Raw genomic sequence first — 16,482 nt, 5'->3', positions numbered from 1 at the left:
CTTTTTAGGATATACACTGACATGGCATAAAAGACCCTTGTTGAAAGTAGCTTTAAAATCAATCGAGCGCCTTAAAGGAAAGATCAAAGAGATTTTCAGGATTGGAAGGGGCAGGAGCCTTTCCCAAAGAGTTATTTTGACTGTACGGGTTTGTATTCGTTCACCGATAATTTTGCGATAAATCGAATCTGACTACGAACCGCCGTATACGGAACCGTACGTACGGTGGTGTGAGAGGTCGGAGGGCGTAAGCCCTCCTCCTACTCGATCATATATAAGAGAAACATTCTCCTGAGTATTAGAAGATATAACTTATGCTAAAATGGCCTGTTTAACTGATTTGTCCGGCTTGTTTATCGATCAACAATAACCGTACCTGAAACACAGTAAAACCAAAAGAATGATGTACGCGTTTACCGCGTTTGGTTGGTAATATTTATACATATACGCTTTTATGCGATCAGACTGAATGTTTATATGAAATAGAGGTCAAGCCTGACAGACTCTTGACATAAAAGTCATACGTACAGGATCGGGATGTGGGAAAAGCGGACAGGATAGTTCGAAAGGTACTCGTTTTCTTTATAATGGCAATGCCGTCCCTGCTGCTCATCCCGGTTATCCTGCATTTTTCGGATCAAACATTATCCCTATTCCCTTTGAAAAAGGGGGACGTTCATGATCGCGTCTCGCTGTTGCGGGACACGATGGCAGGCGGCGAATCGTCAATCGAATCGTTTTCCTTTGATTCGGAACAGCTGCGCATCGCCTATATCCATAAAAAACAAGAGGGGCCGACCGCGGATATCGGGATTACCTTTTATCCGGAAAAAGAAAAATCTTCGATGGACCTTTCAGGTTACGACTATGTTACCTTGAGCGTGAAGGAAGCAACCGCCCAGTGTGTCGCGTTTCTTATCACCAAAGAACGGCCGGATGTACCGGAAAATCGTCCGGGGGAACAGCCCGTACATACCCGTTATATTAAAGAGATGAGGGTTTCCCCCTCATTGAAAGATTATAAAATAAATATGTCTGAGTTTATGCCGGAGACGGTATTCTCCGAACCCTCGAGGCCTGCTGCGGGAAATACATCGTATAAAAAAGTGGTATCCTTTGATCTGCAATTCATTCGTACCCATGAGTGGCTACGCGAAGATGAGACGGAGTCGATAATTATTGAAGAAATTTCGTTTCACAGAAAAAACGGTGTATGGATCGCCTTTTTTACGGGTGGCGTTGTCCTTATATATTCACTGCTCGTTCTCCTTGTTGTCGGCAAGCGGAAAAAGAAAAAAATATCACTACCGCAATACCGGCATTTGACCTTTATCAATTACAGGGACACGGACGTCCATCGGATCAAGGAATATATAAAGGATAATTTCTATGATCCGGATATCTCAACGATAAAGATGCAGGAGAAACTGGGGGTTCCCTCGTTCAGGATATTCAATCTGGTGAGGGAAGAATACGGGCATTCGTTCAAGCAGTTGATCAACAGAATCCGTATCGAGGAGGCAAAACGCCTTCTCGAGGAATCCGACCTCAGGGTGATCGATATCAGTTACAAGGTGGGATTCAATGACAGCTCGTATTTCAACAAGGTTTTCAAGCGTATATCCGGTATATCGCCAACCGAACACAGGATAAGGAAGAATTGATATCTGTTATTCAAACTCACTCCGGTTGTCGCTGAAAGAATGCTGAATACGGTATATCTTATGCTCCCGCTTGTTGCTTTTTATGGGGGTCTTGTGTATATTATGGTAAGTGTAACGCGCTTCGAGGGTGACAATGGTAGCGTATGAATAAAATAGCAAAACAGCTTTAGGCCGTAAAAAAGGCAAAGAAAGGAGTTTTTCGTGGAAATCGATGTAACAGACAACAACTTTAAAGAGGAAGTATTGGAGTCTTCAATTCCGGTTCTTGTGGATTTCTGGGCCCCCTGGTGTATGCCCTGTAAAATGGTAGCCCCTTCGGTCGCCGCTATCGCCCAGGAGTTTGACGGGAAGCTGAAAGTCTGCAAGGTGAATGTCGATGAAGCGTCCGAAACGGCGACGATGTATAAAATCGTAAGTATTCCGACACTGTGCCTTTTCAAGGACGGCGAGGTCGCGGATCAGTTGATCGGCGCGCTGCCGAAAGCGGATATCGAGACAATGATCAAACCTCATATCGCATGATCGGGTTCGCGATCACACGGAGCGTTCGGTTCACAAGATGTGCGAAATCGGTTTCGATTTCGTTATAATCCGGTAAAGCCGATAACGGCAATACCGCCGCGGGGCTTCTGCGGCGCCGCGGCGGTAAAAAAAAGCATGATTTTTATTCAAAAAAATTTGACTTTTACATTGTTTCGCATTATGTTTTATAGGGCTGTAATGATGAACATCATTGACGGCCGTTCTTCCTTTATCTTATCGAAGTAATTATTAAAAACGAGAAAATAAAAAGACCTTACTCAACAAACCGTGAGGAAGGTGTGTTATGGGAAAGAATTTTTTCCTGTTATTTTCTCTTGCTTTGTTTATGTGTTTTGGATGCGAGCTTTTTGAAAACAATATCCAGCCCTCAATCGCCCTTTTCTATAACGGAGAACCCGTTTCCTACTACATTAATGTAGCTGATGATGCCGATTTTGAACTCACTATTGAAGCGCGCGACTCAGACGGATCCATCACGGACGTGTATCTGAATATCGATACGACATCACTCGATATTTCGGACAATGATACGGATGTCGATCCCTCTGTATATAAAACAGACTATCGCTTTCTCTCTTCGTCAAGGGGGAATTTTTCCGAATTTTCTATCGTCGTGAAGGACGATATGGCCGGAATCAGTGAGAGGATTATCAATATCGATAATACCGATTATTACGGTATACCCAAAAACGATCTGTTCGACGTCGTTATCCCCGAAATAAAAATACAGGACGGCGGCCTGTCGTACCGCTATACCCCTTCCGGACAGGTTATTTATTGTAATCCTTCCGGGAAAAAAAGTGAAAGCGATATCAGACTCGATGAACCACTTTATTACAGTATGCACGCAAAACGCTACCTCAATGTGGCGGGACTTGCCGTACCGGATGATTCGGGCTACGATGACAGGGATTACCACGCAGTCATATTTTCCATCGTAAAAGATTCAACGCTTCACTTTTATACCTTTCCGGTCAACATCGACAGGCGGTTCAGCGGCTATCTCTATTTTCCCGAAACCGGTCTGTATACGGTGTACGCGTACCGAATGTGGAACAACCATCTCTATCCCTACACGAGGGGAACGCAATACAAAGTGGATGAAGGCGCTCCGACACTCAGATTCACCGTCCAGGTCGATGAAGCGGTACCGCGGGCTTTCCATCACCTGCTGCCGACACGGGATGTGGATTGCGGGACTAAATACGTGAGGGATTATGCCGAGTTTCTCAGCGAAGGATGTCGGACGGATTTCGAGAAGGTTAAGACAATATACGAGTTTTTGATTTACGGAAACGGCGGCAGGCCGTTCGAATATTATTATTACGATGAAATCTATCCCGGTTATCTGGATAGAAGCTATGTCGATGTGTTTATCGCTTCCCATTTTCTCATTCAACGGCTGGGGGTGTGTAATGATTTTGCCGAAACCTTTGCCGCGCTTACCCGTAGTCTCGGATTCAAGGTACAGAAAGTGACCGGATTTGTTCCGGACGGTTCGGGACATATGTGGAACAGAATCCTCCTCGACGACCGGTGGTACCGGGTGGATGCGACCTTCGGCAATTGCACGGGCTCCTACAAAACATTTGCCGAGTTCTATCCCGAATTCGACGCTTCTTATTTCGAAGACACGCACGAAAAACGGTATACCGAAGATTTTACACAGGAATACTAACCTGCGGCAGACCGCTATCCCCTTCAAAATAACCGCTTGAAAACAGAAACCCGATCCGTTATAACTGAAAGCGGAAGCGGCTTCTCTGCAACAGAACACAGACGGGAATCATTCGGCCGCAGGGCCGGGTCTGCACGGGCTTTTCCGGGAGCAGGCACAGCGGGGTCGCGAAAGGAATTGTGAACGGGGAGCGAGATGGAAAAAGAAAACATCAATGTCAGGTTTCATCATCTTGGTATCGGGGATGATTATCCGGTCCGCATCATGGGCGTGATCAACCTCAGTGAAGAAAGTTTTTACAAAGGGTCGTTTGTGCCGGTGGCGGAAATCGTTTTAAAGGCGAAGGCGATGATTGCGCATGGGGCATCGATACTCGATATCGGCGGAAGAAGTACCGCGCCCCACGCGCGCCCCGTGACCGTTTCCGAAGAAAAAAACCGCATCAGGGCCGCACTCGATGCCCTTCTTGGGTCGTACGATTGCGATGCTGTGTATATGTCGATCGATACGCAATACAGGGAGGTCGCCGAGGCGGCCTTCGATATCATGAGGAGCCACGGTAAGGAGGATTTCTTTATTCTCAATGATGTCAGCGGTCTTAAAACGGACCGGGATCTCGCGGACTGGATCGGGGATGTCGACAAACCGGTGATCCTCATGGCAACGCACAATAAGCCGGGCGATTCACTCGGTATCGAAGAAACGATCCGTGATCTTGCCGAAAGTCTCGAGCTGCTCGAATCAAGGGGGGTCGATACGTCACGAAAGGCGATCGTCGATCCCGCGATCGGACGGTGGGTGCCTGAAAAAGGGCCTGATTACGATCTTGAATTATGCGCCCGGCTTGAAGCCTTTCGGGTGCTGAAAAGACCGGTCCTGGCGGGAATTTCGAGGAAATCCTTTATCGGGGCGGTCCTCGAAAAAAAAGATCCCGCATTACGATTACAGGGAACACTTGCGGCTACCGCTGTCGCCGTTTATAATGGGGCCCATATCATTCGGACACATGATGTGACGGACGAGACGCTCGATACGGTCGAGCTCGCAGCCGCATTGAGAAAGAAAAGGACGGGGCGGAAAGGTCCATGATATAATTGTGCGTTTTTCCGCTTTTGAAAATACGATGCGGTATTCTCCGGCATGTGTCTTTGGACTGAACGAAGCCTTGTCTATAACCGATGAGTGGACATAAAAGGAGTCATATATGAGAAAGCTGGACCCGAAAACGATGAAGGATTGGGAAATAGCCGAAGCGGCGGAAGAAAACATGAAAACGGTACACCGGTTTGCCGAAGAACTGGGTCTCGATACAATGGAAATCCTTCCCTACGGGCATTACGTGGGAAAACTCGATTATTTGAATATCCTGAGGCGCTTTGAAGGAAAAGAGAACGGTAAATATATCGAAGTGACCGCGATTACCCCGACTCCGCTGGGGGAGGGAAAAACGACGACGAGTATGGGTCTTGTCGAGGGATTGGGCAGACTCGGGAAAAAGGTGATCGGTGCGATCAGGCAGCCGTCGGGCGGCCCCACGTTCAATATCAAGGGTTCGGCCGCGGGGGGCGGGCTCGCCCAATGCATCCCCCTTTCCGATTTCAGCCTGGGACTGACGGGCGACATCGACGCCATCACCAATGCGCACAATCTGGCAATGGTTGCCGTGACAAGCAGACTACAGCACGAGTTCAATTATTCGGATGAGGTGCTGGCCAGAAAAAAACTGAAACGTCTCGACATCGATCCGAGAAAGATTAATATGGGCTGGACCATGGATTTTTGCGCCCAGGCCCTCAGGGAGATCGTCATCGGGCTCGGAGGAAACATGGATGGTTTCATGATGAAAAGCGGTTTTCAGATAACGGTTTCTTCCGAAATCATGGCGATTCTGGCCGTCGCGTGCGATCTCGGGGATATGCGCAGACGGATAGGAAAAATCGTTGTGGCGAATGACAGATCGGGAAACCCCGTGACGGCCGACGATCTTGAAGTGGCCGGTGCGATGACCGCCCTGATGTGCAGGGCAATCAATCCCAATCTCATGCAGACGATCGAAGGCCAGCCCGTCCTTGTTCATGCCGGACCATTCGCAAATATAGCGATAGGCCAGTCGTCGATAATCGCGGACAGGCTTGGTCTCAAACTTGCTGATTACCATGTCACCGAAAGCGGCTTTGGTGCGGATATCGGTTTTGAAAAATTCTGGAATCTCAAATGCCGGTTCAGCGGCCTTGTACCGAACTGCTCGGTGATTGTCGCCACGGTACGGGCCCTCAAAATGCATGGCGGCGGCCCGACGGTCAAACCGGGGAAGCCCATCGACAAGGCATATACGGAGGAGAATATCGGTTTGCTCGAGAAAGGGGTGGATAATCTCCTCGCGCATATCGAAACCGTGAAAAAAAGCGGGATACCGGCGGTCGTCTGTATCAACAGTTTTTATACCGATACGAAGCGGGAGATAGCCTGTATCAGGCGTGCCGCCGAGGCTCTCGGCGCCCGGGTGGCGGTCTCTCATCATTGGGAAAAAGGCGGTGATGGCGCCCGTGAACTCGCGGAAGCGGTGGCGGAGGCGTGCGAGGAAAAATCCGATTTCCGTTTCCTGTATGATGACAATCTGCCCCTCAGGGAAAAAATCGGTCTGATCGCGCGGGAGGTATACGGCGCTGACGGTGTTTCCTATACCCCTGAATCGGAAAAGAAATGCCTCCTCATCGAACAGGATCCCGTATTGAGCCGTATGGGAACCTGTATGGTAAAAACCCATTTGAGTCTGTCGCACGACCCGGATATAAAGGGCAGACCGAAGGGGTGGATCCTTCCCATCAGGGATATTCTCCTCTATATGGGGGCGGGATTTGTCGTTCCGGTCGCCGGTACGATCCGCCTCATGCCGGGAACCGCCTCCGATCCCGCGTTCAGAAAGATCGATGTCGACGTGAAGACGGGGAGGGTCTACGGGTTATTCTGAGCAGAACGCGTGAAGGACGTTCGAGCGGACGAGAAGGCACTTCCCGCTTAAGAGGAGTGAGCAGTCCGGGGTGGAGAACCCAAAATCAGGTACCGTGAGCTCTTGAAGTAATGCGAGGTCGCGCGGGGAGAGGAGGGCCACCGTTCCGCCGGTTAAGAGGACGGCGATGACGCCGCTTCCCAACGTGAGTGGCGCGGCGAGTGCCGGTCCCGCCGTCCGCCGGCAGATTTCCCTTCCGTCATTTGCTCTGAGGGCGTACACAACCCCGCCCGGTCCGCCGAAAAATATCCGCCCGGCTTGATACACCGGCCGGGAAAGGTCCCCGTTGCCGTGCGGTTCCGGGAGGAATTGCCAGGTGCGGGTTCCGGTTTCAATGGAAAGCGCTTCGATAGAGGGTTTATCCGTTCCGATAATGATATGATCGCCTGCCGCCACGGGCCCTGCCGTTATCGTCCCCGAGACGGGAATTTCCCAGATAACGGCCCCCGAGAAGAGGGAGAGTACCATTATTTTTTGTTCCGCCGCGATAAAGACATATGCGCCGCTCGCACAGAGGCCGGCGTGATAAGTGGGGCCGGCCCCGATGTTCAGGTCTCCTTCGAACTTCCCGTTCAGGGCATTATAGACAGTGAGTGAGGTGTCTCGAAAAAAAAGATACCCCCCCCAATACAACGCCGAAGCGGAGGGCGACGGGGGGGTGGATTTTGTTTTATCTCTCGCGGTTTTCCATACCTCTTTCCCGTTTGAAAGAAGCAGGCAAACGGTATATCCGTCGCTTCGGGCAAAAAGACGGTCGCCGTTTGCCAAAAGCGATTTCGCGGGAGACCTGTCCGGCCTGTATTTCCAACATCGTGCTCCGTCCCCGAGCCTGATGCCGTAAAGGGTTCCCCTACCGCTGCCGCAGACGGCAATCCCGGATGCGCCGGCAATCCCCGCACCGCAAGCGCCGCGCGGATAGAAAGACCAATGGCGGGCGAGGGGAAGATTCGGTTGCCGGCCAAAGGCGCCGTCGGATTTTTCACTGTTCGACTCACGGGCGTTATCTTCATGACGGGTGCGGTCCGAGCACACGGCCGTTTCATATGCGTGTGCGGCGTGATATGTTTCCCGTTCGCCCGTTTTCCGTAAAATGTCGCTGACATAATTTATCGCGGGATCGAGTGAAAATAAAAGAACGGCGTAGGCAAGGGCCATAGTTTCCTTTAGCGGCTCGCGTGATACCAATGAGGTCACGACTCCGAGTAATGCGTCAACCGACCCGGGGTCGAGACCCGCGGCAAGCTGATACAGAACCAACACATCACCGGCGGAACGGTGATGCCTCCTGAAATCATCGGCTTTCCGGACGAGGAGGTTCGCGATTTTTTGCGGAAGTCCGGCAAGAGCCGGCTTTTCCCTTTGCAGCAGACGATGAGAAAGCAGACCGGCTGCCAGCCCTTCGACATCGTCGTTCTCGATACAGGCGTCGATGATCGCCGTGACCGTCTCATCAGTGTTTTCCCCTCCTTCTCCGGGAATCACGTTCCGGGACCTGTTTTTGAGGATGTGCCGCGCTTGCGATAATGCCTCATCCGAGATGATTTTCAGGCATTCCGTTATCGAAGGAAGTATCATACGCTTATACGCCCGCGTTCATTCGTTATTGTTCCGGTTCCGGATTATTGTGAAAAGCCGACGGGTTACCATGAGTCCAGTATACAATGCTTTATCTCCCCCATCAATACATCCGATAAAGTGTATATACCATCGTGCATCTTGATTTCATTCGTCAAGTGTCATACCATTGATAGAAGGAAACACTTCGTTGAGGAACAAGGAAAAAGGAGGGAAAGTGTTTATGCCGAATCGTCTGCTACAGGGGGGGGAAGGAAAGGGGAAGATGCTTCCATGAGAAAGCCGAAAGGATGGATCGCCGTGTGCTGGATAATCTCCGTAATCCTCAGCCAATGTGTCACACCGGGGAAAATGCGGCTTGAAAAGACTATCCCCATCTATCCGAAAACACCCCTTGACGACTACCAGATCATGGTGAAACTCACCCCTTCGATTGTCAATTACGCGGCTTCAAGACCCGACGGCGGGGATATACGGTTCTTCGATCTTGCCGGGAATGAACTCGGTTACTGGATTGAGAAATGGACTCGGGGGGGGACTTCGATCATCTGGGTCAAGGTCGAGCGGGCCGGTACGGATAAAATTATCGTCAAATACGGAGATCCTGGTGCCGTATCGAAAAGTGACGGAAAAGCCGTTTTCGATCCCGTGACATGGGAAACATTCAAAAAAAACTGGCAGTATTCGGGGATTATTCCGGGCAGGGTATCCGGATGGGAGGACGCCCTGACGGAATTCGAATATAACACCACGGGCTGGACCGATGTCGATGTCGATACCGATTATGTTCCTTCCTGTGAGGACGCCCGCTGGTTCGTGCGAAGGGAGTTTTTCCTGGCGGGCGGGGGAACTTTGTCCTTTACCGGCGCAGTCGACGGTGACGGTGTGTGGTCGCTTATCAGATCCGACGAGATTTACAGGAAGATCGGCGGCGATGAGGCGGATGCGGACGGAGCCGGACCATACAGGTTGACTTCACCCCCCTTTTCACCGGAGAACGATTTTGACCGTTATATCTGGGCGGGAAGGGGACAGGAGGGAAAGGGAAATGAATATCTCGAGATCCTATCCGTCGATACCGGTCTTGATACTATCTATACGAGAAAATACTTTGCATCGAAAGAAGTTGTCGATGAAATGATGGAGCAGTTTCATATTCGTTCGCTTTTCCCCGGAGATTCGGATACCCTCGGGGTCGGGAAAATACCGCAGGGATGGAAAGGCTGGGGCGGCATTGAAAACTTCAGAATCCAGAAGGAAGGCGACCGGTATGTGATTCAGTCCCTGTATGAAGGAGATGTCCAAAAGATCCGTATTCCCACTATCCCGTTCGATGACGTGTTCAGTCTGACAGTCCGGTTCAGGACGGATATGAAAGCGAAGCATTCGTTTGCGGTCAGGGCGGATGTCGGGGGGCTTGATTTTGGCGTCGGTATCTCGAACAGTAATGAATATTATCCCTTTATCGGTAAAAAGCGCGGCAACGCGATTTCCATCGAAGCGGGGAAGGTTGTGAATTTTGCATTCGAAAAAACGGATAAAAAAATGCTCGCGACCATCAATGGCGAAACCGATGTCACTTCGGCCCCGCCGAAACAGGGGAGTCTCGCTTATCCGGATTTTCTGGACCTTTCCGTATTGGATCAGACCATTTTCGACATCGATCTGAGGATGCCTGATGCCGGTATTCCGGTAAGCGATCATTCACTGCTTTTGTTCGAAGATTTTTCCAAAATGAGGGAGGGCGCTTCGTTCAGCGGGTGGCAGGGGATTTCAAATTTCAAGGCGATGAGGGATGTCGGGGAAATAGCGTTGGTTCCCTATGATGAAAAGGAACAGTCACTCGGTATCTCTAATATTACCATTCCCGCGGATTTTTCCCTCACACTCGAAACGGCACTCTCCATTACCGAAAAAACGGATGTTGCACTTAAGGTCGTTATCGGGAATATCGAGTTCGGGATCGGGAGTGAAGGGGCGGGGGCGTATTCGGTCTTTATCGGTGAAGAGCGGAAAGCAACGGAACTGGTGAGTATCGGGGAAAAGTTCAGGATTCTGTTTGAAAAAAAGGGGAAGGAGACAATACTTTCGATTAATGATCGGAAGGTCATTGAAGGGCAATTGACAAAGGATTTTGAAAAGGTATCGTCAGTGACGATTAAAACCCTGAATCCGGCGATTTACAGCATAGAGATCAGAAAATTATAGTGTCTGATCCGTACAACATCGCCTCAATTAATTCGGGGATGGCGGAAAAAAGCGGAAAAAGGGATATTTGGGTAATTTGATGTGGATAATGTAATGATAATTTGTTATAGTGTGACGAGGGGTAAAAGGATAAAAGGTTATGAGGGATAATGATTACAAGTATGATACATTAAGCACCCGGGAAGAATGTAACAGGGCTATCCGGCATCTCGAACTCGTTATGGAGGTGGTCGAAGATTTCAATAACGCCTATAATCTCGCGGACAGAATTCATGATTATATATCGGCCGGAGAGATTGAAAAGTCACAAATCAGGCCTCTCATCCATTCAATTCTCATAGATAAATACGGCTATAGTTCCTCTTCACACAATCTCATCCGAAATATCGCCAAGTTCATACCGCTCGTCAAGGATTTTGCGCAAATGAAGGCGGTCGACATTGTCCTTGTCTATTATCATCCGGAACTCGGGGTGATTCCCGTCAATCCAAAGAACGAAAAACACTGGGAAGCAGCCAAGTGGTTGAAGAGAAACGAACTCATGACTATCTTCGTGGGCGAGTTTGGTGAAACGTCGCCGAAACCGTTGTATGATGAGGCGATTTTTGTCATTGTCGAGTTGTTAAAAGGGCATACCATTGATATCCCGGTATCGCTGCGCAAAGGGAAATATTCGGCAAAAAAAAGCAAGATATCCCCTCCCAAAAAGACGGCGTTAAAAAAGGATCAGGAACAACCCGCGGCGGTGAAAAAGAAGAAGCAGAAAAAGGAAGAAGAGATCCAAATCGAAGAAGGAAATGCCGAATTCAAAATGACTCCCATGTACGGTATAACCGTGACAAATGGTGTTTTCCATAATGGTAATGTCGAAGCCTGGAAGAAAATAATCAGGAGTTATGAATCGGTCTACAAGGGCTCTCAGGTGGTCATTTATTACGACGGTGAACGGATCAACGATATCGATTCCCTGTTCAAATGGGGAAAGGTAAAGCGAGGAACGGCAATCATGATGGCGGTCGTCGGCTCCGATATCAAGGATGTGGCGAAATTGCGGCGGTACCTTGCCGAAGGTGCGAGTCCCCGGTTCAAGCAATTCATATCGGGACCGCCAACGGCAATGCTTAAAATTTTCGGCGATGAAAGCAAAAAGTAGTCCATACTTCATATTGAAAAAAAACAGGGGGGGGTGTACCTTTTATTCTATATGAAGCGGGGAATTCTTTTTCTGTTGATATGGACTCTAAACGTCGCTCCGGCAAGTGCCCTGACATCGGAGAATGAACTTTTTTCACTTGCCGAAAGCAGGTATCATGCAAAAAATTATTCGATAGCCCTCCAGACGTATGATGAGTTTCTTAAGGAGTATCCGCTTTCGGATCTCGTCCCGGATGTTCAATACAGAAGGGCGGTCTGCCATTACCGGCTCGGAAAGTACCGGGAAGCCCTCTCGCTTTTTACGCGTATAGAAAGCCGTTACCGCTCAACGCGTTATCTCGATTATATTCCCTTCTGGGCGGGAATGATTTTTTATCATCAGGCGGACTATTCGCGCGCAATAAACAGTTTTGACGTGTTTCTGAGTAAGACCCACAGGGGCGAGGATGTGCAATCGGCGGTGTTTTACAAGGGACTCTGTGAAGTATTCCTCGAAACGTACGATGAAGCCAAAGAAACACTCGGAAGCTTTCTCGACAATCACGCAACCTCATCCCTCTATCCTTCCTGTGTGGTACTGTATGCCTTTGTTCTGCTCAAGACTGAACAATTTGACGAGGTACTGTCATTCACCGATATCTCCCGGTATCCCTCCTTGAGTCTCGCGGAGACGGAAAAATTTCTGTTTTACAGGGCCGAGGCTTTATGGATGAAGGGAGAAACAGATGAAGCGTCCTCCATTTACACACGGTTACTGGACGGCGCGGATGATGTTTCATCGGGGTCCTTTCGAAGGCTTTTTATCGCGGCACAGGAAACCGGTAATATCGACGAGATGGAACGGCTGCTTCAGAAGGCGGAAGAACGCTACGCGGGCTCCCCGGAGCTGCTTCAGGATTTCCGGTACAACATGGGCGTGGTGAGTTTTCAGAGAAAAAATTACGAACTTGCCGAGCACTTTTTTCTCAAAATATGGAATCTCAGGAAAAGTACGGCAATAAAGCCGGCTGTACCCTTTTATCTTTCCGAAGTATATATGAAACGGGGAAAAAACGCGACCGCCCTCGAGATTCTCGAGGAGTACGGTGGGATGGTCAAACGTCTTCCCGGATTTCTTTTAATGCGATGTGGCGACATCTATCTCCTTCAGAACGACTTTACCGCATCGGCAAAGTATTACCGCCGCTTTATCGATGAAAATCCGGAGGCGAAAGAACTCACGGAAGCCTATTATTACCTGGCGTATACCCGCTACAGGGAAGGGAAATACGAGGAAGCGTTTTCGATCGTGCGCGAAAGACTCACCGGCATGACGGGCGGCCCGTATCATAAAGAGTTTTTGAAATTACAGGTCGTCCTTTACAAAAAAACCGGCAACATCCAGGGCGCATACACCGCCCTGAAACAATACATCGCCCTTTATGACAACGATATCCGCGCGCGGATAGATTTTATCAAGCTTCAGTTTATCCGAAGAGAATACGACAATGTGACGGCCGGTGTGTACGACCTCCTGCGGGATGTTCCCGACCTCGAGTTTCTCGATTCCTATACCTTCCTGTTGTCTCATTATTTCCAGGGGCTTTCCTTTATTGTGAAGAAAATGTATGAGAAGGCCTTCTTTTCATTGGAAAAGATATGGGTCGAAGAAGCTCAGGGCGCGGGACTTCCCTACATTATTCCTTATGTCCAGTTTTACAAGGCCTGGGCATTATACCGGACAAAGGATTTCGGGAAAGCCGCCCTTATTTTCGCTTCACTCATCAAACAATACCCCGAACACGAACTTGTCCCGAATGCGCTTTATCTGGTCGGCTGGTGTTATTACAGCGACAACAAGTTCGATCTAGCACGGTCGTATTTTGAAGCCCTGTCAGGCAAAAAACCGCTTTCCCGGGGACAGGAGGGGGAAGCGCTTTATATAAAGGCCCTCTTTTTTCAGGCAAAGAGTCTTTTAAACCTGGACAAAACGGAAGAGGCGGGGGGGTTGTTCCGGACGATTTTCGAGAAATACCGCCGTTCCCCGTTTGCCGACGATGCGCTTTTCGAGTATGCGTCGATCCTTGCCGCACAGGGAAAAAGCGATGCCGCAGCAGACGCGTATCGCCGGCTTGCCGATAATTATCGGGAAAGTCCCCTCAGAGAGGATGCCTTTTACCGGTACGGTGAAGTCTATTTCGTCAACCGCCGGTATGAAAAGGCGAGATACGCTTTTTACGAATACCGTCTCGAGTATCCTGAGGGCAAGCTTTACGATGCATCACTGTACTGGGGAGGGCTTGCGTCCTTTCAACTGGGCGAAAAATTCGGCGCGGTTTTACTCTGGGAAAAAATCATCGGGCAATTTCGGGAAAGCCCGTTCCGGCCGAACGCGATGAAAAAAACGGCGGAGATATATACTGAATCGGGCGAATATTCAAAAGCTCTCGCCCTTTATACCGAACTTATCTCCTCTTACCCGATCGAGGCGTCGGCGGTCAACGCGGAACAGCTGGCGGAACAACTCCGTTATCGTATCCTGGGACTCAGCGATACGGAGGCCGAACTCACCGTTACCATCGAACGGAACTCAGGCGAACAAACGAAAGAGGGGCGCGAAGCCCTCATCGAACTCGCACGGCTTTATCTCTTCGAGCACGGTGAAGTCAAACGGGAAGTCGCATACCAGATGCTTCTCAAGGTGGTCAGGCATACGGAAGACACGGATACCGCATCGCGGGCGCAATACCTGATAGGAGAATATTTTTACCTCGGCGGGGATTATTTACGGGCGGGAAACGAATACCTGAAAACCGCACTCATGAATGCTGAAAACAGGGATCTGATGGCGGTTTCCATTTACAAGGCGGCGGAAATGATGAAGCTTGCCGGCAAGATACAGGAAGTGAGGGAACTCGTCTCGCGGCTTACCGGCAATTTCCCTTCCTCACAGTGGGCGGAAGAAGGCAAACGGCTTTTGGAGGGGCTGGAATGAGTGTGAAAAGCATATACAAGACGCTGCTTACAGGTGTTATCGTTTTTTTATTGGGTGCCCCGGCGGCCGTTTTCGGACAGGAGGGTGCTTTCGAAGCGGAGCCGGCCGATCCCGGTCTGGTTCTTCCCACGATTGTACTCGAGATCGAAGATTTGAGTATCGAAACCATCGAAGCGGTGCTTCCCGAAGAAGAAGAGCTGCTGCCCCCTGAGAGAAAGGTGCCGCTGCCGGCACAGGAAATAATGGAAGTGGAAGAACCGTCTCCGGATATCGCGCTTCCCGACGACGAAGACGCATCGCGCCGCTTATCCGCCTCCTCATTCGTTTCCGAAGTGTTACTCGGCGCCGGAAGCGTCAATAATATTTTAAGCCAAATCTCGTTTTATAAACTGGGTGAAAGCCCGAGGTTCAAACTTCTTTTCCTTCACGAGATGCTCGACGGTTTTTCGCATATCGCAAGCTCGGGCGGTCTTGTCTTCAGGGAAGGGGGAACCGGATTCAATTACCGGCTGGATTCTCTTGACAGTGAGTTCAAATGGATAACGCCGTCTTTGGAGACATCGATCGAAGGAAGCTTTTACGAGATCGAACGGGGGCTTCAGAACTCATCGGACTATTATTCGCTTATTAACCGTTTTCTCAAAGGCAAAGGCGGGGTGTCCTTTTTGTTGTCGGACTGGTTTACCCTCCGGAGCGATATAGGCATCGGATTTTCTTCACTGAGTCTCACCGGCGATGCCGCGCCTGTTATGGAAGTCGGGTATCCCCCGTCCGAACTTCTGGTTTCCCCTTCGGCGGGAATGGAGATAACCGGCGCCGCGTCGCGGCTGGGCCTCCGGGTGGATTACCGCTACAGAACGGTGGCGGAAGCCCCCTCGTTCGAGTTTCACCGCCTCCTGGCCGGGATATACGGGGGCGTCGAACTTCCCGTCAATGCGATCACCCTGGACGGAAGTCTCGATTATTTTTACAATTCCGACCTTCCCTGGCTGATCCCTTTCGACCTCGCCATTGCCGGGAACCTTCATGATCTTCTCTCTTTTCGTCTGGCAGGCGGTTACAGGGTCGAACAATACGACCTGGGGGGGCTCTGGAAGGAGTTCGAATACAGCGGCCTTCCCGCCGGTCTTTCAGACAATCACGGGTGGTATGCCGACGTTCAGATCAAACTCAATGTAGAGGATAACCTGATCCTTTCGGTGGGATCGGAATTTTCGACAAATACCCTGCTTTTTTCCCACAGCGAACTTCCCGATTCCCAGACCGGTCTTTTCGCTTTTGAAGAAGATTATGAGGTAAATCGTCTCGCCTCGGAAGCGGGGCTGAGATGGAACATTTTCCCCTGGTTTTATTGTAATGCAAAGGCCTCAGGTGTTTTCCTCTGGAAACCCTCTGCGGATTTCTTTTTCAGGGGACTGTTCGAAGGGGTCGCGGAGGAGGAAAATGGAAAATACGGCGGGCGTTTTTCCCTGCTTTTTGAAAACGATTTTGAAAAAAACCTTGAAATACCAGTCATGGACATTGAGCTGTTTTTTAAAATAACAGATAATGTCACATTGATCGGTGAAGGGCATGATTTGCTTTACCCGCTTCTCCCTGAAGACCGGTTCGCGATAGAGCCGTATGCTGCGCCGGGTATACGCGGAACGATAAAGGTTCATATTACGTTTTAAGG

The 16,482-nt window shown here is 49.8% G+C and carries 10 protein-coding genes; 9 read left to right on the top strand and 1 reads right to left on the bottom strand.

All coding sequences use genetic code 11. The features are described from left to right. Positions 1-539: 539 nt before the first annotated feature. The 5 genes from JW881_21925 to JW881_21905 all read left to right on the top strand — a co-directional run bounded on the left by JW881_21925 (position 540) and on the right by JW881_21905 (position 6,856). A complete protein-coding gene (locus JW881_21925) occupies positions 540-1,664 on the top strand; it encodes a helix-turn-helix transcriptional regulator (protein MBN1700186.1) in 1,125 nt (374 codons plus the stop codon). Between the two features lie 201 nt (positions 1,665-1,865). Beyond that, positions 1,866-2,186 carry a thioredoxin gene (gene trxA / locus JW881_21920; protein MBN1700185.1) on the top strand — a complete coding sequence of 107 codons (321 nt, stop codon included), beginning with the start codon at positions 1,866-1,868 and terminating at the stop codon, positions 2,184-2,186. A 304-nt stretch (positions 2,187-2,490) separates the two neighbouring features. Beyond that, the gene (locus tag JW881_21915) at positions 2,491-3,885 is read left to right on the top strand and encodes a transglutaminase domain-containing protein (GenBank protein MBN1700184.1); all 1,395 of its coding nucleotides are present in this window, start codon (positions 2,491-2,493) and stop codon (positions 3,883-3,885) included. Between the two features lie 195 nt (positions 3,886-4,080). Then, positions 4,081-4,974, top strand: coding sequence for a dihydropteroate synthase (folP, locus tag JW881_21910; protein MBN1700183.1), 894 nt, complete (start codon positions 4,081-4,083; stop codon positions 4,972-4,974). 115 nt (positions 4,975-5,089) lie between these two features. After that, the gene (locus JW881_21905; protein ID MBN1700182.1) at positions 5,090-6,856 is read left to right on the top strand and encodes a formate--tetrahydrofolate ligase; all 1,767 of its coding nucleotides are present in this window, start codon (positions 5,090-5,092) and stop codon (positions 6,854-6,856) included. Here the strand turns inward: JW881_21905 and JW881_21900 are convergent. After that, positions 6,848-8,470: a PQQ-binding-like beta-propeller repeat protein gene (locus JW881_21900; GenBank protein ID MBN1700181.1), complete on the bottom strand. Its 1,623-nt coding sequence runs from the start codon at positions 8,468-8,470 to the stop codon at positions 6,848-6,850. The two genes, JW881_21905 and JW881_21900, sit on opposite strands and share 9 nt — an antisense overlap. A gap of 273 nt (positions 8,471-8,743) precedes the next feature. Between JW881_21900 and JW881_21895 the strand changes: the two genes are divergently transcribed. From JW881_21895 to JW881_21880, 4 genes are all read left to right on the top strand, one after another. Further along, positions 8,744-10,678, top strand: coding sequence for a DUF2341 domain-containing protein (locus JW881_21895; GenBank protein MBN1700180.1), 1,935 nt, complete (start codon positions 8,744-8,746; stop codon positions 10,676-10,678). 139 nt (positions 10,679-10,817) lie between these two features. Continuing rightward, positions 10,818-11,831, top strand: coding sequence for a hypothetical protein (locus JW881_21890; protein MBN1700179.1), 1,014 nt, complete (start codon positions 10,818-10,820; stop codon positions 11,829-11,831). A gap of 75 nt (positions 11,832-11,906) precedes the next feature. Continuing rightward, positions 11,907-14,807 (top strand): tetratricopeptide repeat protein, encoded by a 2,901-nt coding sequence (locus tag JW881_21885; protein MBN1700178.1) that lies wholly within the window; start codon positions 11,907-11,909, stop codon positions 14,805-14,807. After that, entirely contained in the window at positions 14,804-16,480 is a 1,677-nt protein-coding gene (locus JW881_21880) for a hypothetical protein (protein ID MBN1700177.1), read from the top strand. Before JW881_21885 ends, JW881_21880 begins: the two co-directional genes overlap by 4 nt. Positions 16,481-16,482: the final 2 nt, after the last annotated feature.

This window comes from Spirochaetales bacterium (assembly GCA_016930085.1).
Classification (GTDB): Bacteria; Spirochaetota; Spirochaetia; order SZUA-6; family JAFGRV01; genus JAFGHO01.
Note: the sequence above shows the minus strand (reverse complement) of the source record. Positions and strands in the feature narration are given on the sequence as shown.

Coding starts and splice junctions, on each gene's coding strand:
- JW881_21915 (MBN1700184.1), top strand. CDS start 2,491: ATGGGAAAGAATTTTTTCCTGTTATTTTCTCTTGCTTTGTTTATGTGT.
- JW881_21880 (MBN1700177.1), top strand. CDS start 14,804: ATGAGTGTGAAAAGCATATACAAGACGCTGCTTACAGGTGTTATCGTT.
- JW881_21890 (MBN1700179.1), top strand. CDS start 10,818: ATGAGGGATAATGATTACAAGTATGATACATTAAGCACCCGGGAAGAA.
- folP (MBN1700183.1), top strand. CDS start 4,081: ATGGAAAAAGAAAACATCAATGTCAGGTTTCATCATCTTGGTATCGGG.
- JW881_21905 (MBN1700182.1), top strand. CDS start 5,090: ATGAGAAAGCTGGACCCGAAAACGATGAAGGATTGGGAAATAGCCGAA.
- JW881_21900 (MBN1700181.1), bottom strand. CDS start 8,470: ATGATACTTCCTTCGATAACGGAATGCCTGAAAATCATCTCGGATGAG.
- JW881_21895 (MBN1700180.1), top strand. CDS start 8,744: ATGAGAAAGCCGAAAGGATGGATCGCCGTGTGCTGGATAATCTCCGTA.